The sequence below is a fragment of the Mycobacterium montefiorense genome (genome assembly GCF_003112775.1).
Taxonomy (GTDB): domain Bacteria; phylum Actinomycetota; class Actinomycetes; order Mycobacteriales; family Mycobacteriaceae; genus Mycobacterium; species Mycobacterium montefiorense.
Map to the genome: position 1 here is coordinate 198596 of NZ_BFCH01000019.1, position 24467 is coordinate 223062.

Annotated in this window: 18 protein-coding genes; 15 read left to right on the forward strand and 3 right to left on the reverse strand. The window is 65.9% G+C overall.

Annotated elements, in window-relative coordinates:
* Positions 1–4 precede the first annotated feature (4 nt).
* The 8 genes from DB708_RS19230 (at position 5) to DB708_RS19265 (ending at position 12692) form a co-directional block, all read left to right on the forward strand.
* Positions 5–397 carry a (deoxy)nucleoside triphosphate pyrophosphohydrolase gene (locus DB708_RS19230; RefSeq protein WP_108924557.1) on the forward strand — a complete coding sequence of 131 codons (393 nt, stop codon included), beginning with the start codon at positions 5–7 and terminating at the stop codon, positions 395–397.
* A 333-nt stretch (positions 398–730) separates the two neighbouring features.
* Positions 731–4414: a nitrate reductase subunit alpha gene (locus tag DB708_RS19235; protein ID WP_108924558.1), complete on the forward strand. Its 3684-nt coding sequence runs from the start codon at positions 731–733 to the stop codon at positions 4412–4414.
* Between the two features lie 34 nt (positions 4415–4448).
* On the forward strand, positions 4449–6125 hold the full coding sequence (narH, locus tag DB708_RS19240) for a nitrate reductase subunit beta (RefSeq protein WP_108924559.1): 1677 nt from the start codon (positions 4449–4451) through the stop codon (positions 6123–6125).
* Positions 6122–6781 (forward strand): nitrate reductase molybdenum cofactor assembly chaperone, encoded by a 660-nt coding sequence (narJ, locus tag DB708_RS19245; RefSeq protein ID WP_201263562.1) that lies wholly within the window; start codon positions 6122–6124, stop codon positions 6779–6781. Before narH ends, narJ begins: the two co-directional genes overlap by 4 nt.
* A gap of 11 nt (positions 6782–6792) precedes the next feature.
* On the forward strand, positions 6793–7524 hold the full coding sequence (narI, locus tag DB708_RS19250; RefSeq protein WP_108924560.1) for a respiratory nitrate reductase subunit gamma: 732 nt from the start codon (positions 6793–6795) through the stop codon (positions 7522–7524).
* Positions 7525–7712: 188 nt separating this feature from the next.
* Positions 7713–8795: a GGDEF domain-containing protein gene (locus DB708_RS19255; protein ID WP_108924561.1), complete on the forward strand. Its 1083-nt coding sequence runs from the start codon at positions 7713–7715 to the stop codon at positions 8793–8795.
* 56 nt (positions 8796–8851) lie between these two features.
* Complete coding sequence (gene typA / locus DB708_RS19260; RefSeq protein WP_108924562.1) at positions 8852–10741, forward strand: translational GTPase TypA; 1890 nt, start codon at positions 8852–8854, stop codon at positions 10739–10741.
* Between the two features lie 97 nt (positions 10742–10838).
* Positions 10839–12692, forward strand: a complete 1854-nt coding sequence (locus tag DB708_RS19265; RefSeq protein ID WP_409347619.1) for an ABC transporter family substrate-binding protein — start codon at positions 10839–10841, stop codon at positions 12690–12692.
* Between the two features lie 8 nt (positions 12693–12700).
* On the opposite strand, the gene DB708_RS19270 is transcribed toward DB708_RS19265, so the two are convergent.
* A complete protein-coding gene (locus tag DB708_RS19270; protein ID WP_201263563.1) occupies positions 12701–13309 on the reverse strand; it encodes a TetR/AcrR family transcriptional regulator in 609 nt (202 codons plus the stop codon).
* A 93-nt stretch (positions 13310–13402) separates the two neighbouring features.
* Here DB708_RS19270 and mshB point away from each other — a divergent pair, with 93 nt between their 5' ends.
* From mshB to DB708_RS19285, 3 genes are all read left to right on the forward strand, one after another.
* Positions 13403–14308 carry an N-acetyl-1-D-myo-inositol-2-amino-2-deoxy-alpha-D-glucopyranoside deacetylase gene (mshB, locus tag DB708_RS19275; RefSeq protein WP_108924563.1) on the forward strand — a complete coding sequence of 302 codons (906 nt, stop codon included), beginning with the start codon at positions 13403–13405 and terminating at the stop codon, positions 14306–14308.
* 92 nt (positions 14309–14400) lie between these two features.
* Positions 14401–14865, forward strand: a complete 465-nt coding sequence (locus DB708_RS19280; RefSeq protein ID WP_108924564.1) for a hypothetical protein — start codon at positions 14401–14403, stop codon at positions 14863–14865.
* Between the two features lie 109 nt (positions 14866–14974).
* A complete protein-coding gene (locus DB708_RS19285) occupies positions 14975–17545 on the forward strand; it encodes a bifunctional FO biosynthesis protein CofGH (protein ID WP_108924565.1) in 2571 nt (856 codons plus the stop codon).
* Between the two features lie 100 nt (positions 17546–17645).
* Here DB708_RS19285 and DB708_RS19290 read toward each other — a convergent pair whose 3' ends face one another.
* Positions 17646–17978 carry a hemophore-related protein gene (locus DB708_RS19290; RefSeq protein WP_108924603.1) on the reverse strand — a complete coding sequence of 111 codons (333 nt, stop codon included), beginning with the start codon at positions 17976–17978 and terminating at the stop codon, positions 17646–17648.
* Between the two features lie 468 nt (positions 17979–18446).
* On the opposite strand from DB708_RS19290, the gene fdxA reads away from it, so the two are divergent.
* From fdxA to DB708_RS19310, 4 genes are all read left to right on the forward strand, one after another.
* Entirely contained in the window at positions 18447–18773 is a 327-nt protein-coding gene (fdxA, locus tag DB708_RS19295) for a ferredoxin (protein ID WP_066814753.1), read from the forward strand.
* Positions 18774–18815: 42 nt separating this feature from the next.
* Positions 18816–19940 carry a succinyldiaminopimelate transaminase gene (dapC, locus tag DB708_RS19300; RefSeq protein WP_108924566.1) on the forward strand — a complete coding sequence of 375 codons (1125 nt, stop codon included), beginning with the start codon at positions 18816–18818 and terminating at the stop codon, positions 19938–19940.
* Positions 19941–20036: 96 nt separating this feature from the next.
* Complete coding sequence (locus tag DB708_RS19305; protein WP_108924567.1) at positions 20037–22397, forward strand: amino acid permease; 2361 nt, start codon at positions 20037–20039, stop codon at positions 22395–22397.
* A gap of 48 nt (positions 22398–22445) precedes the next feature.
* On the forward strand, positions 22446–23711 hold the full coding sequence (locus DB708_RS19310; RefSeq protein ID WP_108924568.1) for an alpha/beta hydrolase: 1266 nt from the start codon (positions 22446–22448) through the stop codon (positions 23709–23711).
* Here the strand turns inward: DB708_RS19310 and DB708_RS19315 are convergent.
* Positions 23708–24400 (reverse strand): GAP family protein, encoded by a 693-nt coding sequence (locus DB708_RS19315; RefSeq protein ID WP_108924569.1) that lies wholly within the window; start codon positions 24398–24400, stop codon positions 23708–23710. The genes DB708_RS19310 and DB708_RS19315 overlap by 4 nt on opposite strands.
* Between the last annotated feature and the right edge of the window lie 67 nt (positions 24401–24467).

Consider the following 24467-nt stretch of genomic DNA (forward strand, 5'->3'; position numbering starts at 1 on the left):
GGCCATGCCGACCCAGATCGTCGTCGCCGGCGCCGTCATCCGCGGCTCCACCGTCTTGGTCGCGCAGCGCACCCGGCCACCGGAGTTGGCCGGCCGCTGGGAACTGCCGGGCGGGAAAGTCGCGCCCGGCGAAACCGAGCGCGCGGCCCTGGCCCGCGAGCTGGCCGAGGAGTTGGGCGTCCAGATCGGCGACGTCGTGGTGGGGGATCGTCTCGGCGACGATATTTCGCTGAACGACACGACGACGCTGCGGGCCTACCTGGTGCGCCTGGCCGCCGGTGAACCCCATCCGCACGATCATCGGGCGCTGCGCTGGGTGACGGCGTCCGAATTGCCCGGGGTCGACTGGGTACCCGCCGATCGCGAATGGTTAAAAGACCTGGCCCAAGCTCTTTGAGCCGCTTCTCGATAAGTCCACAGTCTTTCCGCAGTCAACATTCAGTTCTATTGCAGCCGACACGCGTGAAACTGGAAGGTACAAGCGTCACCGAACCCTTAACCTCGTTGTGCATGCAGTTAGCTATCCCGAAGGTGGTCAGGGCGGTGGGGCACGGCTTTCACGCCGGGGCCCGACCGTCCTCGACGCACAACTCTCAGGTTGATGGCGCGGACACTGACCAAAGGCTGCGGGGGCGAGCAGCCGAGAACTCTCCAGCACATCGCGATCGGGGTCGGGGAATTCGAACCCGGCGCCGCGACGCCGCGTCATTGAGTTAGGGAGGATTAACGCTTGACTGCGACACCACACGTCGGTGGGGCGCTCGAGGAGCTACTGGAACGCAGTGGGCGATTCTTCACGCCCGGTGAGTTCTCGGCGGATATGCGCACCGTCACCCGGCGCGGCGGGCGTGAAGGCGATGTGTTTTACCGCGATCGATGGAGCCACGACAAGGTGGTTCGCTCGACGCACGGCGTCAATTGCACGGGATCGTGCTCGTGGAAGATCTACGTCAAGGACGGGATCATCACCTGGGAGACCCAGCAGACCGACTATCCCTCCGTCGGCCCGGACCGGCCCGAATACGAGCCGCGGGGGTGCCCCCGGGGCGCCTCGTTCTCCTGGTACAGCTATTCGCCCACCCGGGTGCGCTATCCGTATGCCCGCGGCGTGCTGGTCGAGATGTACCGCGAGGCCAAAGCCCGGCTGAGTGATCCCGTGCTGGCCTGGGCCGACATCCAGGCCGATCCCGAGCGCCGGCGTCGCTACCAGCAGGCCCGCGGCAAGGGCGGGCTGGTCCGGGTGACTTGGGCCGAGGCCAGCGAGATGATCGCGGCGGCCCACGTGCACACCATCAAGACCTACGGTCCGGACCGCGTTGCCGGCTTCACGCCGATCCCGGCGATGTCGATGGTCAGCCATGCCGCGGGGTCGCGGTTCGTTTCCCTGCTGGGCGGCGTGATGACGTCGTTCTATGACTGGTACGCCGACCTGCCGGTAGCGTCGCCGCAGGTGTTCGGCGACCAGACCGATGTGCCCGAATCCGGCGATTGGTGGGACGCGTCGTATCTGATGATGTGGGGTTCCAACGTCCCGATTACCCGAACCCCGGATGCTCACTGGATGGCAGAAGCGCGCTACCGCGGCTCCAAAGTTGTTGTGGTGAGCCCGGATTACGCTGACAACACCAAGTTCGCGGACGAGTGGATGCGTTGCGCCGCCGGTACGGACGCCGCGCTCGCCATGGCGATGGGCCACGTCATTTTGACGGAATGCTATGTGCGTAACCATGTTCCGTTCTTTGTAGATTACGTCCGCCGCTACACCGATCTGGCGTTTTTGATCAAGCTCGACCAGCGCGGCGACGCGATGGTGCCGGGAAAGTTCCTTACCGCAGCCGATATCGGCGAGGAAGTCGAGAACTCGGCGTTCAAACCCGCGCTGCTCGACGAGGTTACCGACAAGGTCGTCGTGCCACACGGATCGCTGGGGTTCCGCTACGGCGAAGACGGCGTCGGAAAGTGGAACCTCGACCTGGGCTCGTTGATACCGGCGCTCAGCGTCGCACGGGCAGCAGGCGAATACGACTGCGCGCCGGTCGATCTGCCCAGCTTCGACACGATCGACGGCCACGGCGAAACAGCGCGCCGCGGGATACCCGTGCGCCGGGTCGGCAAGCATCTGGTCTGCACGGTGTTCGACCTGATGCTGGCGCATTACTCGGTCCGGCGCGACGGCCTGCCCGGCGAATGGCCCACCGGCTATGACGACCCCACTCAGCAGAACACCCCGGCATGGCAGGAATCCATCACCGGTGTTCCGGGGGCACAGGCGATCCGGATCGCCAAGGAATTTGCCCGCAACGCAGAGGAATCCGGCGGCCGGTCGATGGTCATCATGGGCGGTGGCATCTGCCATTGGTTCCACAGCGACGTGATCTACCGCTCGGTTTTGGCGCTGTTGATGCTGACCGGATCGATGGGACGCAACGGCGGCGGGTGGGCACACTACGTCGGCCAGGAGAAGGTGCGTCCACTGACCGGCTGGCAGACCATGGCGAACGCCAGCGACTGGTCGCGCCCGCCGCGCCAGGTACCCGGCGCCTCCTACTGGTATGTGCACACCGACCAATGGCGCTATGACAGCTACGGCGCGGACAAGCTGGCCAGCCCACTGGGCACCGGCAAGTTCGAGGACAAGCACACGGTCGACCTGCTGGCATCCGCGTCGGCGATGGGCTGGAGTCCGTTCTACCCGCAGTTCGACCGATCCAGTCTCGACGTGGCCGACGAGGCGGAAGCCGACGGGCGCGACGTATCCGACTATGTCACCGAACAACTCGCCCAACGCAAGCTGAAACTCTCGATCGCCGATCCCGACAATCCGATCAACTGGCCGCGGGTACTCACCGTCTGGCGCTCGAACCTGATCGGCTCCTCGGGCAAGGGCGGCGAGTATTTCCTGAAGCATCTGCTGGGCACGGACTCCAACGTGCAATCCGAGCCGCCGGCGGAAGGCGTACGGCCTCAAGACGTCAACTGGGACACCGAAATTCCCGAGGGCAAACTCGACCTGATGATGTCGATCGATTTCCGGATGACGTCGACGACGTTGGTGTCCGACGTGGTGTTGCCCGCCGCCACCTGGTACGAGAAGAACGACCTGTCCAGCACCGACATGCACCCGTACGTGCATGCGTTCAGCCCGGCGATCGACCCGCCGTGGGAAACGCGTTCGGACTTCGATGCATTCGCCGCCATCGCACGCGCGTTCAGCGCGATGGCGCAGCGCCATCTGGGAATCCGCCGCGATGTGGTGCTGACCGCGCTCCAGCATGACACCCCGGACGCGATGGCGTATCCAGATGGCGTACAGCGTGATTGGCTGCAAGGCGACGAGGTCCCGGTGCCCGGCCGGACGATGGGCAAGCTCACCGTGGTGGAGCGCGACTACACCGCGATCTACGACAAGTGGGTGACCCTGGGGCCGCTCGTGGACAAGTTCGGCGTGACCGTCAAGGGCTACACCGTGCATCCCTTCCGCGAGGTCAGCGAGCTGGCCGCCAAGTTCGGGGTGATGAATTCCGGTGTGGCCGCTGGCCGTCCGGCGATCACCACGGCCAAGCGGATGGCCGACGTGATTCTCACCCTGTCCGGTACCTGCAATGGCCGGCTGGCGGTCGAGGGTTTCCTGGAGCTGGAGAAGCGCACCGGGCAACGGCTGGCGCATCTGGCCGAGGGCAGCGAGGAACGGCGCATCACCTACGCCGACACCCAGACGCGGCCGGTCCCGGTGATCACCAGCCCGGAGTGGTCCGGCAGCGAGACGGGCGGCCGTCGCTACGCCCCGTTCACGATCAACATCGAACACCTCAAACCATTCCACACGCTTACCGGGCGAATGCACTTCTACCTTGCCCACGACTGGGTCGAGGAGCTTGGCGAACAGCTGCCCGTGTACCGGCCACCGCTGGACATGGCGCGGCTGTTCAACCAGCCCGAGCTTGGATACGACGGAATTGGGCTCACCGTTAGGTATTTGACGCCGCATTCGAAGTGGTCCTTCCACTCGACTTACCAGGACAACCTGTACATGTTGTCGTTGTCCCGCGGTGGTCCGACCATGTGGATGAGTCCCGGGGATGCCGCGAAAATTCAAGTACGCGACAATGATTGGATCGAGGCGGTGAATGCCAACGGCATCTATGTGTGCAGGGCGATCGTCTCGCACCGCATGCCCGACGGCGTGGTGTTCGTCTACCACGTGCAAGAACGCACGATCGACACGCCACGCACCGAGACCAACAACAAGCGCGGCGGCAACCACAACGCGCTGACTCGGGTGCGAATCAAGCCCAGCCACTTGGCCGGTGGCTATGGCCAGCACGCATTCGCGTTCAACTACCTGGGTCCTACCGGTAACCAGCGCGACGAGGTGACCGTGGTGCGCCGCCGCAGCCAGGACGTGACGTATTGATAGCCCGACCGACCCTTGCGGAGCGAGATCAACTATGAAGGTCATGGCGCAAATGGCGATGGTGATGAACCTCGACAAGTGCATCGGCTGCCACACCTGCTCGGTGACCTGCAAACAGGCCTGGACCAACCGCTCCGGGACCGAGTACGTGTGGTTCAACAACGTCGAAACCCGGCCCGGGGTGGGCTATCCGCGCACCTATGAGGACCAGGACCGCTGGCGCGGCGGGTGGATTCGCGACAAGAAGGGCCGGCTGCGGCTGCGCGATGGCGGGCGCCTGCAGAAGTTGCTGCGAATTTTTGCCAACCCCAGACTGCCCACCATCGGCGACTACTACGAGCCGTGGACCTACGACTACGAAAACCTGACCCAGGCGCCGGCCGGTGACACCTTCCCGACGGCCGCGCCGCGCAGCCTGATCAGCGGCGAGCAGATGAAGGTTTCGTGGGGATCGAACTGGGACGACAACCTGGCCGGCTCACCCGAGATCGTGCCCAACGACCCGATTTTGAAGAAGGTCAGCGAAGAGATCAAGCTGAAGCTCGAAGAGACCTTCATGTTCTACCTGCCGCGGATCTGCGAGCACTGCCTGAACCCTTCCTGCGTGGCCTCGTGCCCGTCGGGGGCGATGTACAAACGCACCGAGGACGGCATCGTGCTCGTCGACCAGGACCGCTGTCGCGGCTGGCGGATGTGCGTGTCCGGATGTCCTTACAAGAAGGTGTATTTCAACCACAAGACCGGCAAGGCCGAGAAGTGCACGCTGTGCTACCCGCGCATCGAGGTCGGGCTGCCCACCGTATGCTCGGAGACCTGTGTGGGTCGGCTGCGATACCTGGGGCTGGTTCTCTACGATGCCGACAAGGTACTCGAGGCGGCATCGGTGGAGAACGACGCCGACCTCTACGAGGCGCAGCGTCAGATCCTGTTGGACCCCAACGACCCCGAGGTGATCGCCGGCGCGCGGGCAGAGGGCATCGCGGACGAGTGGATCGAGGCGGCCCAGCAGTCACCGGTCTACGCCCTGATCAACACCTTCCGGGTGGCCCTGCCGCTGCACCCGGAATACCGGACCATGCCGATGGTTTGGTACATCCCGCCGCTGTCACCGGTGGTCGATGCGGTCAGCCACGACGGTCACGACGGCGAAGACCTGGGCAATCTGTTCGGCGCGCTGGAATCGCTGCGCATCCCTATCCAGTACCTGGCCGAGTTGTTCACCGCGGGTGACACCGAAGTCGTTGCGGGCGTGCTGAAGAGGTTGGCCGCGATGCGGTCCTATATGCGTGACATCAACCTCGGCCGCGAAACCCAACCGCACATTCCGCACTCGGTCGGGATGACCGAGGAAGAGATCTACGAGATGTACCGGCTGCTGGCCATCGCGAAATACGAAGAGCGCTATGTCATTCCGACGGCCTACGCGGCGGATCTGCCGGCCGCGGCTTTCGATTCGTCCAAGCCGGACGAGATGGGCTGCTCGTTGTCGTACGACGACGGTCCGGGCATGTATGAACACGGTCCGTTCGGCGAGGGCAGCGGAACTCCGGTGCCTGTCGCCGTGGAGACCTTCCACGCGCTCCAGCAACGCCAGCAGGGTCAGGAACCGCCCCCCGGTGGGCATCGCCGTGCCCGGGTTAACCTGCTCAACTGGGACGGCCACGGCGCACCTGCGGGCCTATTTCCCGACTCGGATTCGGTGCGGCGATGAGGCTGCTGACCCGGTCCCGGGAACGCCGCGGCGCGATCGGTGACCGGCTGGTGTGGCAGGCGGCGTCCCTGCTGCTGGCCTATCCGGACGACGGGCACGCCGCGCGACTGGCCACCGTCGACGAACTGATGGGCCACCTCAGCGGGCGGGCCGTCGAGCTTCTTGGGCAGACGGTCACGGCGCTAAGGGCTTTCGGGCCGATGGCCGCCGCGACCAACTATGTGGACACCTTCGACATGCGCCGGCGCGCCACGATGTATCTGACCTATTGGACCGCGGGGGACACCCGTAACCGCGGCAACGAAATGCTGGTGTTCGCCAATGCCTATCGCGGCGCGGGTGTGGAGCCGCCGCACTCCGAGGCGCCGGATCATCTGCCCGTCGTGCTGGAATTCGCCGCTACCGTCGACCCCGAGATCGGCCGGCGATTGCTGATTGAACACCGGGTGCCGATCGACGTGTTGTCGGGTGCCCTGACGGCTACCGGGTCGCCCTACGCGCACACCATCGCGGCGGTCTGCGAGACGCTGCCGGTCGCGACCAACCAGGAGGCCCGCCGGGCAGAGCGGCTTGCCAAGGCTGGTCCGCCCGCGGAATCCGTTGGGCTACAACCGTTTACCTTGACCGTCCCACCTAAGCGCACCAGCGAGGGCTGACGGCCGTGCACATGAAATTGCTCGAGATCTTCTGGGACGACGCGCCGTACGTTGTGCTGGCGATCGTGGCTGTGGGCACCTGGTGGCGGTACCGCTACGACAAGTTCGGCTGGACCACCCGTTCGTCACAGATCTACGAGTCCAAGCTGCTGTCGATCGGCAGCCCGCTGTTCCACTTCGGCAGCCTGATGGTCATCATGGGCCACGTCATCGGGCTATTCGTTCCGGAATCCCTGACCGAGTGGCTCGGGGTGAGCGATCACCTCTATCACCTGCAAGCCCTGCTACTCGGCGTACCCGCCGGCATAGCGGCCATTACCGGCATCGGCTTGTTGATCTACCGACGGCGCACCTACGCGCCGGTGTTTCTGGCGACCACCCGAAACGACAAGCTGATGTATGTCGTGCTGGCGTGCGCACTGGTGGCGGGGATGTGCTGCACCCTGGCCGGTGCCACGCACTTCGGCGAGCTGCACGACTACCGGCGCAAAGTATCGATCTGGTTCCGGTCGATCTGGATGCTCGACCCCCGCGGGGACCTGATGGCCCACGCGGCGTTCTACTACCAGATTCACGTGTTCATCGCCCTCGCGTTGTTCGCATTGTGGCCGTTCACCCGCCTGGTGCACGCGTTCAGCGCGCCGATCGGCTATCTGTTCCGGCCCTACATCGTCTACCGCAGCCGCGACGTGGCGGACAAGCACCAGTTGGTCGGTTCCGCACCGCGCCGGCGCGGCTGGTAGCAGCGGCCCCGTTTAGGCCGTCAAGCGTGCGATGTCGGCCTTGACCGTGGCCGCACCCTGCGTGTGGTCGTCCAGGACGCACGCCCCGCCCTGTTGCCACCGCGAATGCCTTGACCTACCGTTTTCTACGTTGCGAAGCGTTTGTCACTACTGAGGATTCCGGCCGCGATGCGAAGGTCGTCTGACCGATGTCGCGGCTGACATCGTGGTGGAGCCGGCCCGATCAGTTCGATTGGGTGAGCTCCTTTCTGCGCGAGCGTGACCTGATTCGATCGGCGCAGGTGATCCTGGCGATCGTCTCCGCGTCTGCCGTGTGGGTGCCGCTCACTGTCTTGGCCACCCAGCGCCGGCCCAGCGTGACGAGCGCGATCATCGGCGTGCTGGTCGTCGTGTTCGCCGTCGGTTCGGTCGCCTTCTGGCTGACGCACTGGCCTACGCGGCGCCAATCGCGCATCGCGGCGGTCACGGGCATGTTGTCAACCGGCGGCTGGAGCGTGGCCCAGCCCAGTGCGACGTTCGCTGCGCTCGCTTGTGCGGCCCTGGTGGTCACCGGAGCCTACGTCGCGCTGTTTCATAGCCCACGTCTGCTAATGCTCAATGCCGCCATCGTCGCGGTGGCCGCCACGATGGCGGCGCTGCGCTTGGCCGACGAAGCCGGTCTGGCCACCGCGGCCGCGGCGTTCTGGCTGATCTGGTATCCGAATTTCGCAGTGCCGCTGATCATTTGGGGCATTTCGCTGGCCATGGCAACCTATGTGGAGCGCGCCGAGCAAGATCCGCTCACCGGCTTGCTGAATCGACGGGCGTTCACCGAATCGGTCAGCCTCCGCCTGGCCGACCACCCTGCCGGGCACACTCATCTCGCCGTGATGATGGCCGATCTCGACGATTTCAAGCGCATCAACGACACCAGCGGTCATGCCGCCGGCGATCGCCTTCTGCAAGTAGTGGCCGGGCTACTGCGCGATCACGCTCCTGCCGAGGCCATCGTTTGCCGCGCCGGTGGGGAGGAATTTCTCGTCGCGCTGACTTGCACGCCCGGCGACGTCGCGCCACTTGCCGCACTGCTCTGCGAGGCGATCGCCAGGCATCCGTCCGGGATCACGGCCAGCATCGGCACCGCCAACGCCGAATTGCAGCGGCTGTACACGAGCGACGGGGGCGCTCTCGTCGAAAAGCTCGTCATCCTCGCCGACCACGCGATGTATGCGGCCAAACGCCGGGGTGGAAATCAGGCGCTTCAGGACGCGAGCTCCGAGCAGGGGTGTTGAGAGCGTTGAGGTGCTCAGTTCGCTATTGATGGGCCCCCGCTGCCACAATCACCGACGTGCCATTCCGCAATGTCGCCATCGTCGCTCACGTCGACCACGGCAAGACCACCCTCGTCGATGCGATGCTGCGCCAGTCCGGCGCATTGACGCATCGTGGCGACGACGCGGTCGAACGCCTGATGGATTCCGGGGACCTGGAGAAGGAAAAGGGCATCACGATCCTGGCCAAGAACACGGCCGTGCATCGCAAGCACCCGGATGGCACGACGACCGTCATCAATGTCATCGACACCCCGGGCCACGCCGACTTCGGTGGCGAGGTGGAGCGCGGGCTGTCGATGGTGGACGGCGTCCTGCTGCTGGTCGACGCGTCCGAGGGCCCGCTGCCGCAGACCAGGTTCGTGCTGCGAAAGGCGCTGGCCGCGCACCTGCCGGTGATCCTGGTCGTCAACAAGACCGATCGGCCGGACGCCCGGATCTCCGAGGTCGTTTCGGAGAGTCACGACCTGCTGCTCGACGTCGCATCCGACCTCGACGAGGAAGCACAGAAGGCAGCCGAGGACGCACTGGGCCTGCCGACGCTGTACGCCTCGGGCCGGGCGGGCATCGCCAGCACGACGGAGCCGTCCAATGGCGAGAACCCCGAGGGTGACAACCTCGATCCGCTGTTCGACGTTCTGCTCGAGCACATCCCGCCGCCGCAGGGCGATCCCGAGGCGCCGCTGCAGGCGCTGGTGACCAACCTCGACGCGTCGGCCTTCCTCGGACGACTCGCGCTGATCCGCATCTACAAGGGCCGGATCCGTAAGGGGCAGCAGGTCGCTTGGATGCGCGAGGTGGACTCCCATCCCGTCATCACGAACGCGAAGATCACCGAGCTGCTGGTGACCGAGGGCGTCGAGCGTACGCCCACCGACGAGGCCATCGCCGGGGACATCGTCGCCGTTGCGGGCATTCCGGAGATCATGATCGGCGACACCCTCGCCGACCTCGATCACGCGCACGCGCTGCCGCGCATCACGGTCGACGAGCCCGCCATCTCGGTGACCGTCGGCACCAACACCTCGCCGCTAGCGGGCAAGGTGAAGGGCCACAAGCTGACCGCTCGCATGGTGAAGTCGCGGCTCGACGCCGAACTCGTCGGCAACGTCTCCATCAAGGTCGTCGAGATCGACCGGCCCGATGCGTGGGAGGTGCAGGGCCGCGGTGAGCTGGCGCTGGCGGTGCTCGTCGAGCAGATGCGCCGCGAGGGTTTCGAGCTCACGGTCGGCAAGCCGCAGGTCGTCACGCAGACCGTCGACGGCAAGCTGCACGAGCCATTCGAGGCCATGACGATCGACTGCCCCGAGGAGTTCGTCGGCGCGATCACCCAGTTGATGGCCGGCCGCAAGGGCCGTATGGAGGAGATGACCAACCACGCGGCGGGCTGGGTCCGGATGGACTTCATCGTGCCCAGCCGCGGCCTGATCGGATTCCGTACCGACTTCCTCACCCTGACCCGCGGTACCGGCATCGCCAACGCGGTGTTCGACGGCTACCGGCCGTGGGCGGGCGAGATCCGGGCCCGGCACACCGGCTCGCTGGTGTCCGATCGGTCCGGCGCGATCACGCCGTTCGCGATGATCCAGCTCGCCGACCGCGGCCAGTTCTTCGTGGAGCCCGGCCAGGACACCTACGAGGGCATGGTCGTCGGAATCAACCCGCGCGCCGAGGATCTCGACATCAACATCACCCGGGAGAAGAAGCTGACCAACATGCGGTCCTCGACGGCCGACGTCATCGAGACGCTGGCCCGTCCGCTGGAACTCGACCTGGAGCAGGCGATGGAGTTTTGCGCGGTCGACGAGTGTGTCGAAGTGACCCCGGAGATCGTGCGGGTGCGCAAGGTCGAGCTGGACGCCACTTCCCGGGCGCGCAGCAAGGCCCGAGCCAAGGCTCGGGGCTAGGTTGTTGTTGCCCAACGCGGGCAGGATTCGCGAAGCCGCCGGGCAGGCGGTCGATACCCTGATGGTCGTGCTGCACCGCGCCCGCCACATTTTGCTGATGGCCGGCGTGCTGCTCGCGCTGGTGGGCCTGACGCTGGCGGCCTGCACCGTCAGCCCGCCGCCGGCACCGCAGAGCACCGACACTCCGCACAACACGCCGCCGCCACCGCAGCGCATCACCCAGATCATCATGGGCATCGACTCGATCGGCGCCGGGTTCAACCCACATCTGCTGTCCGACTTGTCTCCGGTGAATGCGGCGATCAGTGCCCTGGTGTTGCCCAGCGCATTTCGGCCGGTGCCCGATCCCAACACAGCCACGGGTTCACGCTGGGAGCTGGACCCGACCCTGCTGGTGTCCGCCGAGGTGACCAACCAGAACCCGTTCACGGTGACCTACAAGATCCGGCCCGAGGCGCAGTGGACCGACAACGCGCCCATCGGTGCCGACGACTTCTGGTACCTGTGGCATCAAATGGTCACCCAACCTGGCGTGGTCGACCCGGCCGGCTATGACCTGATCACCGGCGTGCAGTCGCTCGAGGGCGGCAAGCAGGCCGTCGTGACCTTCGCGCAGTCGTATCCGGCGTGGAAGGAACTGTTCAGCGATCTGCTGCCGGCGCACATCGTCAAGGATGTGCCGGGCGGCTTCGCCGCCGGATTGGTCAAGTCGCTGACGGTCACCGGCGGGCAATTCCGGGTGGAAAATATCGACCCGCAGCGCGACGAGATCCTGATCGCCCGCAATGACCGGTATTGGGGGCCGCCCGCCAAGCCCGCCCTGATCCAGTTCCGTCGTGCCGGTGCGCCGGCGGCGCTTGCCGACTCGGTACGCAACGGCGATACCCAGGTGGCTCAGGTGCACGGTGGCTCGGCATCTTTCGCGCAGCTGTCGGCCATCCCCGAGGTGCGGACCGCCCGGATCATGACGCCGCGGGTCATGCAGCTCACGCTGCGCGCCAACCAGCCCAAGCTCGCCGACACCGCGGTCCGCAAGGGGATTTTAGGATTGCTCGATGTCGACCTGCTCGCTGCGGTGGGCGCCGGCAGCGACAACACCATCTCGCTGGACCAGGCTCAGATCCGCGCCCCCAGCGACCCCGGCTACGAACCGACCGCGCCGCCGGCGATGACGAAACAGGCTGCGCTGGCGTTGTTTTCGGCAGCCGGGTATCAGGTTGAGAACAGCGCTCAGGTGCCCGAGTCGACGACCGTTGCGCCGACTACCGGGCCGCCGGAAGCAACTCGCGGCCGGATCAGCAAGGACGGCAAGCAGCTGTCGCTGGTGATCGGGGTGGCGTCCAACGACCCGACCTCGGTGGCCGTGGCCAACACCGCCGCCGACCAGTTGCGCAACGTCGGCATCGCCGCGTCGGTGGCGGCACTGGATCCGGTCACGCTGTATCGCGACGCGTTGAACAACAACCAGGTGGACGCCATCGTCGGCTGGCATCAGGCCGGTGGAAACCTGGCGACGCTGCTGGCATCGCGCTATGGCTGCCCCGCCTTGGAGGCGACGACCGTACCGAGTGCCACTGCGCCGCCGACGACTACACCCGTCGCCTCGACCTCACCGGCCGCGCCGCCGGGCACCCCGGTGACGCCCACCCCGACGGAGCCCAGTCGTCCGCCCGACCCCGGCGCGCTGGTGCAGGCGCCGTCGAACCTCACCGGGATCTGCGATCGCAGCATCCAATCCAACATCGATGCCGCTCTCAACGGCACCAAGAGCATCAACGACGTGATCACCGCGGTGGAACCGCGGCTGTGGAACATGTCGACGGTGTTGCCGATCCTGCAGGACACCACGATCGTCGGCGCGGGCCCGAGCGTGCAGAACGTCAGCCTCACGGGTGCGGTGCCGGTCGGCATCGTCGGCGACGCCGGTCAATGGGTGAAAACCGGGCCCTAGCCGCGAGATCAGTCGTCGCGGGACGCTCGCGGTGGGATCACGGTGTCGACGACCAGTGCCAGCTCGCGGCGATTCGGTGGTTCGCCGGTGAGCAGGAAGTGCTGGTTGATCAGGGCCGGGCCGATGCGCGCGGTCAGCGGGGTCAGCGTGGCCGGATCGATGTCGCCGGCCTCGACGGCGGCCTGCAGGATCGAATCGATGATCTTCAGCCGGGGGCTCACCACGGCGTCGGCGAAGATGGCGCGCATCTCGGGTTCGTGCAGCAGTTGGTGGATGATGTCCAGACCGGGGAAACCGGTCTTGCCCGCCAAGACGTCGCGGTGCGCGGTGAACACCGTCAGCAGAGTTTCGCGCGCCGACCGCCCGGACCTTGGTTCGGGGAGCGACGGCAGCGCGAACACCAGCGCGGCGTGCACCAGGTCGTGCTTGCTGCACCAGCGCCGGTATAGCGCGGCTTTGCCGGTTTGGGCGCGGGCCGCGATTCCTTCCATCGTCAGCCCGCCGTATCCGACCTGGGCCAGTTCGGCCAATGTGGCCTCGTAGAGCGCGCGTTCGAGCACCTCGCCGCGGCGGCGGCTGCGGATACCAGTCGGCGCTTCTTGAGTGGCTTGCGGCATTTCTCGATAGTAGCCGTAGGCGTTCCTATTTGGTGCGCCTCGGTGCAACACAACGACCGAGATTACCGGTTCGGCTGCGGGTAGGGTGCGTCCATGCCTGAGACTCCGCGGCTGTTGTTCGTCCACGCGCATCCCGACGACGAGAGCCTCAGCAACGGCGCGACGATCGCGTACTACGCCGCCCGTGGGGCGCAGGTGAGCGTTGTGACCTGCACTCTCGGCGAGGAGGGCGAGGTTATCGGGGACCGCTGGGCCGAGCTCGCGGTCGACCGCGCGGACCAGCTCGGCGGCTACCGGATCGGCGAACTGACCGCGGCATTGCGGGCGCTGGGCATCGGTGCGCCGATCTATCTCGGCGGAGCGGGACGCTGGCGCGACTCGGGCATGGCGGGCACCGACAACAAGCGGCGCCGCGAACGATTCGTCGACGCCGACGAGCGCGAGGCCGTCGGGGAGCTGGTCGCCATCATGCGCGGGCTGCGCCCGCACGTCGTCGTGACCTACGACCCCAACGGCGGATACGGGCATCCCGACCACATCCGCGCCCACACCGTCACCACCGCCGCGGTCGAAGCGGCCGGGGGCGCCGACTACCCGGGCGAGCCGTGGACGGTGCCGAAGTTCTACTGGACGGTGCTCGCGGTCAACGCATTCCTGACCGGGTGGCACGCCCTGGACCGCGACGATCTGCTGCCGGGGTGGACGATCCCGCCCCAAGAGGAATTCGACGTCGGGTATCCCGACGAGTCGATCGACGCCGTCGTGGCGACACCGCCGGATGCACTGGCCGCCAAGGTAGCCGCGCTCGGCGCGCACGCCACGCAGGTGGTCGTCGGGCCGACCGGCCGAGCCTGTGCCCTGTCGAACAACATGGCGCTGCCGATCCTTGGCGACGAGCATTACGTTCTGGTCGCCGGCTCCGCCGGGGATCGCGATGGGCGCGGTTGGGAGACCGATCTGCTCGCGGGACTAGATCTCGGCGGGTCCGCCGCGCGGTAGGCTGCGATGCAGGCAGCCACGGAAGGAATTCGTATGGACCCCGACCTGGACCCTAACCTGCAGCATTGGCAGGATCGACTCGACAGCTTGCAGTGGGTTATCGGCTCCATCATGTCCAACATCGACAGCGTCCCGACCTGACCGAAACCAAGCCACGCGCCGTGTCCATTGAGGATGGCGGCCCGACGGACCCCGCTATCCGCGTCGTGGTGCTGGCGCTATTGGCCGTCGACGGGGTCCTATCCGCGTTAGCCGGGGCCCTGCTGCTGCCTGTCTATATCGGCACCATTCCGTTTCCGATCAGCGGATTGATCAGTGGGCTGGTCAACGCCGCACTGGTCTGGGCAGCCAGCCGATGGACCCGCTCGGCGCGGGGGGCGGCGCTGCCGCTGTGGACGTGGCTGTTGACCGTGGCGGTGATCAGCATGGGCGGTCCCGCCGACGACGTGATTTTGGGAGGTAGTGGGCTGATGGCCTACGGCGCCCTGCTGCTGATCGTGCTCGGGGTGACACCGCCGGTGATCGTGATGTTCCGGCACGGCCACCACTACGGCTGACAAGTACCGGCCTGGCGCTAATGTTGCGCATATGGCACCGGATATGGTTGCCGAAATTTAGATACTGGGACGCGCGGATGAAATTCGATCGTTGGGAAGTTACACCAAGGTGCCGCTGACTCCGGGCCAGGAGCCCACCGCTCTGGGAAATCCCGTTATTCCGCCGAAGGCCAGCGCGTCTGCGCTACGGCGGGTGTTGCGCCGGGCTCGTGACGGTGTCGCGCTGAACGCCGGTGAGGCGGCCGTGGCGATGACTGCGCGCGGTGCTGACCTCGCCGACTTGTGCGCGAGCGCGGCGCGGGTGCGCGACGCGGGGCTGGAATCAGCGGGCCGGCGCGGCGTAGACGGCCGGCTGCCGATCACGTATTCGCGCAAGGTATTCATCCCCGTCACTCATCTTTGCCGGGACAGCTGCCACTACTGCACGTTCGTCACCGTGCCGGGCAAACTTCGCGCCCAGGGCGCCGGCATGTATCTGGAGCCCGACGAGATCCTCGACATTGCCCGGCGTGGCGGCGAACTAGGTTGCAAGGAAGCGCTATTCACTCTCGGCGACCGCCCGGAGGACCGCTGGCCGCAGGCTCGCGAATGGCTCGGTGAACGCGGCTACGACTCGACGCTGTCCTATGTGCGCGCGATGGCGATCCGCGTGCTGGAGGAAACCGGGCTGTTGCCGCACCTGAATCCGGGCGTGATGAGCTGGTCGGAGATGTCGCTGCTCAAGCCGGTGGCGCCGTCGATGGGCATGATGCTCGAGACGACGTCGCGGCGGCTCTTCGAGACGAAAGGGCTTGCGCACTACGGCAGCCCGGACAAAGACCCTGCGGTGCGGCTGCGCGCGCTTACCGATGCGGGACGGCTGTCGATTCCGTTCACCACCGGCCTGCTGGTCGGCATCGGGGAGACGCTGGACGAGCGGGCCGATACGTTGCATGCGATTCGCAAGTCGCACAAGGAATTCGGTCATGTTCAAGAAGTCATCGTGCAGAATTTCCGGGCCAAGCAACACACCGCTATGGCGGGTGTCCCCGATACCGGCATCGAGGACTACCTGGCGACTATCGCGGTAGCGCGGTTAGTGCTCGGTCCCGGCATGCGTATCCAGGCACCGCCCAATCTGGTGTCCCGCGAGGAGTGCCTGGCGCTGGTCGCCGCCGGAGTCGACGACTGGGGCGGGGTGTCACCTCTGACGCCCGACCACGTCAACCCCGAACGGCCCTGGCCCGCTCTGGACGAGCTGGCCGCCGTGACCGCCGAGGCGGGATTCGACTTGGTGCAGCGATTGACCGCGCAGCCCAAGTACGTCCAGGCGGGTGCCGCGTGGATCGATCCGCGGGTGCGGGGACATGTTGTGGCGCTGGCTGATCCGGAGACCGGCCTGGCTCGCGACGTCAACCCCACCGGGATGCCCTGGCAGGAACCCGACGAAGCACAGTCGACCGGACGGGTCGATCTCAATGCGGCGATCGATACCGAGGGCCGCAACAGCGAGGCGCGCAGCGATCTCGACAGTGCGTTCGGTGATTGGGAATCGATCCGCGCGCGGGTGCACGAGCTGGCTGCCAACGCCCCCGAGCGTATCGACACCGACGTGCTCGCCGCGCTGCGCTCGGCCGAGCGCGACCCCGCCGGCTGCACCGACGACGAGTACCTGGCCCTGGCTACAGCGGATGGCCCAGCGCTGGAAGCGGTTGCCGCGCTGGCAGATTCGCTGCGCCGCGACACAGTCGGCGACGACGTGACGTTCGTAGTGAACCGCAACATCAACTTCACCAACATCTGCTACACCGGGTGCCGGTTCTGTGCTTTCGCGCAGCGCAAGGGCGATGCCGACGCGTATTCGCTGTCCGCACAGGAGGTGGCCGACCGCGCCTGGGAGGCGCACGTCGAAGGTGCGACCGAGGTGTGCATGCAGGGCGGGATCGACCCCGAGCTGCCCGTCACCGGCTACGCCGACCTGGTCCGCGCCGTCAAGGCCCGGGTCCCGTCGATGCACGTGCACGCCTTTTCCCCGATGGAGATCGCCAACGGCGTGACCAAGAGTGGGTTGAGCGTTCGCGAGTGGCTGATCAGCCTGCGCGAGGCCGGGCTGGGAACCATCCCGGGCACCGCCGCCGAGATCCTCGACGACGAAGTGCGCTGGGTGCTCACCAAAGGCAAGTTGCCCACCTCGATGTGGATCGACATCGTGTCCACCGCGCACGAGGTGGGCCTGCGGTCGTCGTCGACGATGATGTACGGACACGTCGACAGCCCACGGCACTGGGTCGGCCACCTCAATGTGCTGCGCGAAATTCAGGACCGCACCGGTGGCTTCACCGAATTCGTGCCACTACCGTTCGTGCATCAAAGCTCACCGTTGTATCTGGCCGGTGCGGCCCGCCCGGGCCCCACCCACCGCGACAATCGGGCGGTGCACGCGTTGGCGCGAATCATGTTGCACGGCCGCATCTCTTCGATTCAGACCAGCTGGGTCAAGCTCGGAACCGAGCGCACCCAGGTGATGCTCAACGGCGGCGCCAACGACCTGGGCGGCACGCTGATGGAGGAAACCATCTCTCGGATGGCCGGCTCCGAACACGGGTCGGCGAAGACGGTGGCGGAGTTGGCCGCTATCGCCGAAGGGATCGGTCGCCCGGCGCGCCAGCGCACCACCGACTACAGCCCACTGGCTGCATAGCTGTTGACGCCTCTCAGTGGCGAATTCGTAGCCGCGCCGACCGGAGAACGCTGGGCCGACTGCGGCTACTGCTCAAGGATTACTGAGCCAGCGGTTGGGCTCAGTAGTTGTTACAGACGACCGCGACTTGCTGGATCGTGTTGAAGTACTTCGCGGCGGCCGGCATGCCCTGGATCTGCGCAGCCATCTGCTGGCGCTTGGGCGGCGGAGCGGCGAGGAACTGCCGGATGTAGTTCTGCGCGAACGGCGAACTGTTCAATTCCTGGGCGGTCGCCGGATCGTTGGCGTTGAGTGCCGCCATCACCTGCGGATAGCTGCAGGTTGTGTTGATGATCGGATCCAGCGGGTCTGCCGAAGCAACCCCCGCCGCGGCGCTCAACGCCACTGCCGCACCACCGACCGCGGCTGCCAGTTTGCTTAACGACAGCGTCATCATGCTTGGACACCTTCCCCGGATTGTCATCATGCTTGGACACCTTCCCCGGATTTACAAAGCCAACGACGGCTATCTGATCTGCCCTAATGGCTGCCGTCTCGGACGAGGCTACCAGCCGCTGCGGGCGTTCTTTTGTTTCACGTTTATTCGTAGCCCCGGCCCCGAACGTAACTATCCACAGGATCAACGCCGGGGTGACGTTGGTCACACGGCGGAAATCGTCTGGGTGATTACTGCTCGCCGATCTCGTCGCCGCGTTCGAATAGTCGATGCGGCGACCTGCACGGCTGCGAGACTGCCCGTATGGAAACTCGGCAATCATCGTGGCGTGCCAACTGGTTGACGTGTATGTGCAACGTCTAGTATCAGTAACCGAAAGCTTTGCTTTGGCGGCCGGATGCGTCGCGGCGAAGTTAACAGCAGCCCACACGAGCACTACATCGAGTAAACGTTGAGGAGTCGTCCGTGACGTACACGATCGCCGAACCCTGCGTCGACATCAAAGACAAGGCGTGTATTGAAGAATGCCCCGTCGACTGCATTTATGAGGGCGCTCGGATGCTTTTCATCCACCCCGACGAGTGCGTGGACTGTGGGGCCTGCGAGCCGGTCTGCCCCGTCGAGGCGATCTATTACGAAGACGACGTGCCCGAACAGTGGAGCCAATACACACAGATCAACGCCGACTTCTTCGTTGAGCTGGGTTCGCCCGGTGGTGCGGCCAAGGTCGGGATGACCGAGAATGACCCGCAAGCGGTCAAGGATCTGCCGCCGCAGGGCGAAGGAGACTAGGGGGAACCAGTGCTGCAGGAGCCCAGGGGGGGCCGGCCTGCCGTGTCGGCGTCCCTGCCGGAATGTCCCTGGGACACCCTGGCCGACGCGAAAGCGCTGGCCAGCACCCATCCGGACGGTGTCGTCGACCTATCCGTCGGGACCCCGGTAGATCCCGTCGCGCCGGTGATTCAAGAGGCGCTGGCGGCTGCTAGCTCCGCACCCGGGTATCCCGCGACCGCCGGCACTGCCGAGCTGCGTGGATCCGTGGTCGCGGCCCTGGGTCGCCGCTTCGGCGTCACCGGGCTCGCCGAGTCCGCCGTGTTGCCGGTGATCGGCACCAAGGAACTCATCGCCTGGCTACCGACTCTGTTGGGCCTCGGCCCCGCCGATGTGGTGGTGGTTCCCGAGCTTGCCTACCCCACCTATGACGTCGGCGCCCGGCTGGCCGGTGCGCAGGTCGTCCGCGCGGACTCGTTGACCCAACTGGGGCCGCAGTCGCCGGCGCTGGTCTACCTCAATTCGCCGGGCAATCCGACCGGACGTGTGCTGGGCCTCGAGCATATGCGCAAGGTCGTCGGGTGGGCGCGGGAACGCCGCGTCGTGGTGGCGTCCGACGAGTGCTACCTGGGGCTTGCCTGGGAGGCGGAGCCGTTGCTTGCCTGGGAGGCGGAGCCGTTGTCGGTGCTGCACCCCGCTGTCTGCGACGGTGACCACACCGGATTGCTGGCCGTGCATTCGCTGTCGAAGAGCTCGTCGCTGGCGGGGTACCGGGCCGGCTTCGTCGCCGGTGATCCGGCCCTGGTCGCCGAGCTGCTGGCGGTGCGCAAGCACGCCGGAATGATCGTGCCGACACCGGTGCAGGCCGCCATGGTGGCCGCTCTGGACGACGACGACCACGAAAAGGTGCAGCGCGAGTGCTACGCCCGGCGCCGCGCCGCCCTGGCGCCGGCCCTGCGCATCGCGGGTTTCGTCATCGACGATTCCGAGGCCGGGCTGTATCTGTGGGCTACCCGCGGCGAGCCGTCGCGCGACACCGTCGGGTGGTTGGCCAACCAGGGCATCCTGGTGGCGCCCGGCGAGTTCTACGGCCCGCGCGGCGGGCGCCATGTGCGCGTCGCCCTGACCGCCACCGACGAGCGCATCGAGGCCGCGGTGCAAAGGCTCACCGCGTCGCGGACAGCCTGATCGCGAGAAATCGCGCATCGCCGCTACCGCCGACCCGCGCAACCGGCACAATGCATCGAAGGCATTACCCAACCGCTCGGGGTAAGGAATGTTGTCGTGACAACTTCGGCTAGCAAACTGCGCCTCCCGCTGCCGGTTGAGGACATAGCCAAGCGCATCTTTCTCGGAAAGCCGCTGATCACTGAGGAGCTCGCAGGCGAGAAACTATCGAATCCGGTTGCGCTGGGCGCGCTTTCGCCCGACGCGATCTCGTCGACCGCCTATGGTCCGGAGCAGATTTTGATCGAACTGCTGCCGGCGGCGGGGCTGGCGGCGTTTGCCTTACTGCTTCCGCTGACCGGCGTAATCCTGCTGATTCTGGTGCTGGTGACCGCGTCGTATCGGCAGGTCGTGATGGCTTACACCCGCGCGGGCGGGTCCTACATCGTGGCGCGGGAGAATTTCGGGCCGCGGGTCGCTCAGGTCGCCGCTGCGGCGTTGTTGATCGACTATGTGGTCACGGTCGCCGTGCAGTCGGCGGCGGGGACGGTGGCGGTGGTGTCGGCCATCCCGGCGTTGGGGCCGCACAGCCTGCAAATCACGGTCGGTGTGGTGCTGCTCATCTGCTTCTTGAACCTGCGCGGGTTGAGGGAGGCGGGATGGCAGTTCGCGTTTGCCACCTACTTCTTCATCCTGATGGTCGGCCTGATGATCGTGGTGGGCATCGCGCGGGTCATCATCGGCGATCTGCCGGTCTACGACCCATCGCAAATGCCCGGAACGGTGCCCGTACATCATGGTGACGGCCTGGTGATGGGCGCGAAGATCCTGACCTTGCTGCGCTCGTTCGCGAACGGCGGTTCTTCGCTAACCGGGGTCGAGGCGATCTCCAACACCGTCGACGTCTTTCGAAAGCCGCAGGGCCGCAACGCACGTCGCGTGCTCACCGCGATGGCGACCGTGCTGGGAATCTTGCTCGCAGGTGTCGCCTATCTCGCGTACGCCACGCACGCGACGCCGTACCAGAGCGAATACCCGTCGGTTCTTTCGCAGATTGCGCGCGCGGTGTTCGGTGGTGGCACGGTTGGCAACGTCTTCTACATCCTGGTCCAGACGGCGACGGCAGCCATTCTGTTCACCGGTGCAAACACCAGTTTCAACGGGTTCCCGGCGCTGGCGAGTTTCGTCGCCGAAGACCGCTTCCTGCCCCGGCAATTGATGAAACGCGGTCACCGCCTGGTGTTTTCGAACGGCATCATCGCGCTCACCGCACTGTCGGTGATTCTGCTTGTGACGACCGGCGGTTCGGTCAACGCGCTGGTCCCGTTCTACGCGATCGGCGTGTTCACTGGATTCTCGATGGCCGGCTACGGCATGACCAAACACCATCTGACCAAGCGGGAACCCGGCTGGCGCACCCGGTTGGTGATCAACCTGTCCGCGGGAATCCTGTCCACCATCGTGGTCGGCATCTTCGCGGTGGCGAAGTTCACCGAGGGGGCGTGGCTGGTAGTCGTCGTCTTCCCGATACTGGTGTTCCTGCTGATGCGGCTGAATCAGGAATATCGGGCTGAGGCCGCAATTCTTGAGATGTTCCGTACCGACCGGCCCGATTTGGTGAAGTACGCGCGGCACAAGGTGTTCGTGTTCGTGAACTCGGTCGACCTCGCGGTAATCGAAGCGCTGCGCTACGGCAAGGGACTGCTGGCCGACGAAATGATCGCGGTGCACTTCATGGTCGACGCCGCATATGCCGCGCAAATACGAAAGCGCTGGGATCACTTCGAACTCGACACCAGGTTGCGAGTCGTGGACTGCCCGGACCGGCGGGTCATTCGGGCCGCACAGCTGTTTATCGCTAAGGCTCGTGACGAACACCGGGATACCAATGTGACGGCGCTGTTGCCACGCCGCACGTATAACCCGTTGGTGGGCCGACTACTTCACGACCGCACCGCGGACAAGATCTCCCGAGCGGTCAGCATGATCCCGGATGCGGCGGCGACGATCGTCCCTTACGACGTCCAAACGCGGATCGAGGAGGCGTACCCGGAACGCTTCGAGCAAAGGATCGCGCGCGAACTCGAAAAATTCGGCGAATGGGTCACCCGCGACGAGGACCAGAAGGTCGAAGCCTACGAGCATCCCGACCCGTCGCGTTCGGTGATCACCGTCGCGGGCCTGATTCCCGGGCGCAGCGCCACCTTCGAAGGGCGGGTCAACGAGGTCGAGGACACCAGCAAAGGCAGGCGCACCATTCGGTCGATCGTGGTGGGCGACCACAGCGGCGAGATCAGCGTGGTCTTCCAATCCGGCCGCGGGGGAGCCGACATTCAACCGGGCCAGCTGTTGCGCGTCACCGGCAAACCCAGGCAGAGCGGCAACCGGCCGATGTCGATGGTCGACCCGATGTACCACATCGTGGAGGACCCGGCACAGGCCGGCCGGGCCGGGCCACCGCAATCCAACACCAGCTGAGCATTAACGTGTGGACGGCCACCCCGGCGTTCCGTGGAAAGGACGACAGTGAAACGACTGCGAGCCATATTGGCGTCGATAGTGAGTGTCGCATTCACCGCCAACGGATATCGGCCGTTGAGCAAGGGCGGGTACGGTTCCGTTTTCGCGTTCGCCTACGGCGTATTCGCCTCCGAGCTACCACTGCCGATGCTCGGTGTCCAGTTCACCACGCTGGCTGCGCTGTCGCGCCGGTTGCCCGCGCGCACACTGCGATTGAGCTGGCTGCTGTCGGCGGTGTCGGCCGTTGGCCTGCTTGGGTTGCGTCATCTGGGGCAGCAAGCTAACGAGCCGCTGACCGCCGCGCTGGACGCCGGACTGGGTACCGACCGCCGCACCGAGTCGGGTGATCTGTGGAAGCGGCCCGCGCCCGGCGGCGCGACAGCGAAGAGGCCCGGCGCCGCCCGGATGCTACGGATCTACCGCGACTACACGCACGACGGCGATATCAGCTACGGCGAGTGCGGTTCGCGCAACCATCTCGACATCTGGCGACGGCCCGACCTCGACCGCAACGGGCGCGCCCCGGTGTTGCTGCAGATCCCCGGCGGTGCCTGGATGACGGGAAACAAACGCGGACAGGCACATCCGTTGATGAGCCATTTGGCCGAATTGGGCTGGGTCTGCGTGGCAATCAACTACCGACTCAGCCCGCGTTCCACCTGGCCCGACCAGATCGTCGATGTCAAGCGCGCGATCGCGTGGACGAAGGAGCACATCGCCGGCTACGGCGGCGACCCGGACTGGATTGCGGTCACCGGGGGTTCGGCCGGCGGACACCTGACCGCGCTGGCCGCGCTCACCGGAAATGACCCGCGGTTCCAGCCTGGCTTTGAAGGCGCCGACACCCGGGTGGATGTGGCGGTGCCGTTCTACGGCGTCTACGACTTCACCGCGACCGGCGACGCGATACATCCGCTGATGGCGGCGATGGTGGCCAAGAACGTGTTCAAGCTCAGCCGCACGGATATCGCCGAGCCGTTCCGGTTGGCTTCGCCGATCGCCCACGTGCATCAGGATGCCCCACCGTTTTTCGTGCTGCACGGCACCAACGACTCATTGGTCCCCATCGACCAGGCCCGCAGCTTCACGGCCCGGCTTCGCGAGGTCAGCCGCGAGCCGGTGGTCTACGCCGAGTTGCCGTGGGCGCAGCACGCGTTCGATATTTTCGGCTCGGCCCGCGCGGCGCATGCCGCGGTGGCAGTCGAGCAGTTCCTCGCCGAGATGTATGTGCGCCGCGACCGGCAGAGTTCAACGGCGTCCGCGGGCGCTTAAAGACTTCGCATGCCGATAAACACCAGCACACAGCCCGCCGCGGCCAACAGGCTGGCTACCTCGACGCGCCGGCGCGACCGGATCCAGATTTGCAGTGCGACCATCCAGGCGCGCGTCTGCTGGGGAGCCAGCAGGTAGGCCAGCAACGGGATCTCCACGAGCGCGAACGCCACGACATGAAACATCAGCAGCGCGCTGAACTGTGTCATGGCGGCGGTCCCCGAGGCTACGATCGCGGCCAGCGCCGCCAGATAATCCACCGATGGGAGCGCGATCCCAAGACCGGCCACCCCGGCCACCCATAGCGAACGGCCGTGCAGTAGCCGTCGGGAAAACCGGCCCAAGCCGTGATGGTCGCGGACGTCCGACTTGTCGGTCACTCGGGGTTTGAATCGCCCGACCTTGTCCTTGAGCACGACCTGTGCGCTCAGTGCCAGGGCGACAAGCATTGCCGTCCCGCCGATCAGTATCTGAAGTTTCGGCAAGGTGATGTGCGACGAGCTGAGCAGCCTGCGCTGAAGTCCGAACACGACGGACAGGCCCACGCTCATGCCCATCGCGAAGCCTCCGCACAAGAACGCGAACAATTGCAGCATCGGTCTGGGCCGGTTCAGCATCAGCACCGTCATGCCGATCCGGAACGGCTCGACGCTCATCGCGAAGGCCATTACCAGCAGGGTGATCCACATGTCAGGGTTCGGCTGCCTAGGCGTCCGACCGGGTGAATTCGCGCAGCAGGATAGCGACGGACGAGTT

Bases quoted from the DNA above. Each gene is read 5' to 3' on its own strand.
- DB708_RS19255 (WP_108924561.1), top strand. From the start codon at position 7,713: ATGTCGCGGCTGACATCGTGGTGGAGCCGGCCCGATCAGTTCGATTGG.
- DB708_RS19270 (WP_201263563.1), bottom strand. From the start codon at position 13,309: ATGCCGCAAGCCACTCAAGAAGCGCCGACTGGTATCCGCAGCCGCCGC.
- narJ (WP_201263562.1), top strand. From the start codon at position 6,122: ATGAGGCTGCTGACCCGGTCCCGGGAACGCCGCGGCGCGATCGGTGAC.
- DB708_RS19230 (WP_108924557.1), top strand. From the start codon at position 5: ATGCCGACCCAGATCGTCGTCGCCGGCGCCGTCATCCGCGGCTCCACC.
- narH (WP_108924559.1), top strand. From the start codon at position 4,449: ATGAAGGTCATGGCGCAAATGGCGATGGTGATGAACCTCGACAAGTGC.
- DB708_RS19265 (WP_409347619.1), top strand. From the start codon at position 10,839: ATGGCCGGCGTGCTGCTCGCGCTGGTGGGCCTGACGCTGGCGGCCTGC.
- narI (WP_108924560.1), top strand. From the start codon at position 6,793: ATGAAATTGCTCGAGATCTTCTGGGACGACGCGCCGTACGTTGTGCTG.
- mshB (WP_108924563.1), top strand. From the start codon at position 13,403: ATGCCTGAGACTCCGCGGCTGTTGTTCGTCCACGCGCATCCCGACGAC.
- DB708_RS19315 (WP_108924569.1), bottom strand. From the start codon at position 24,400: ATGTGGATCACCCTGCTGGTAATGGCCTTCGCGATGAGCGTCGAGCCG.
- DB708_RS19290 (WP_108924603.1), bottom strand. From the start codon at position 17,978: ATGACGCTGTCGTTAAGCAAACTGGCAGCCGCGGTCGGTGGTGCGGCA.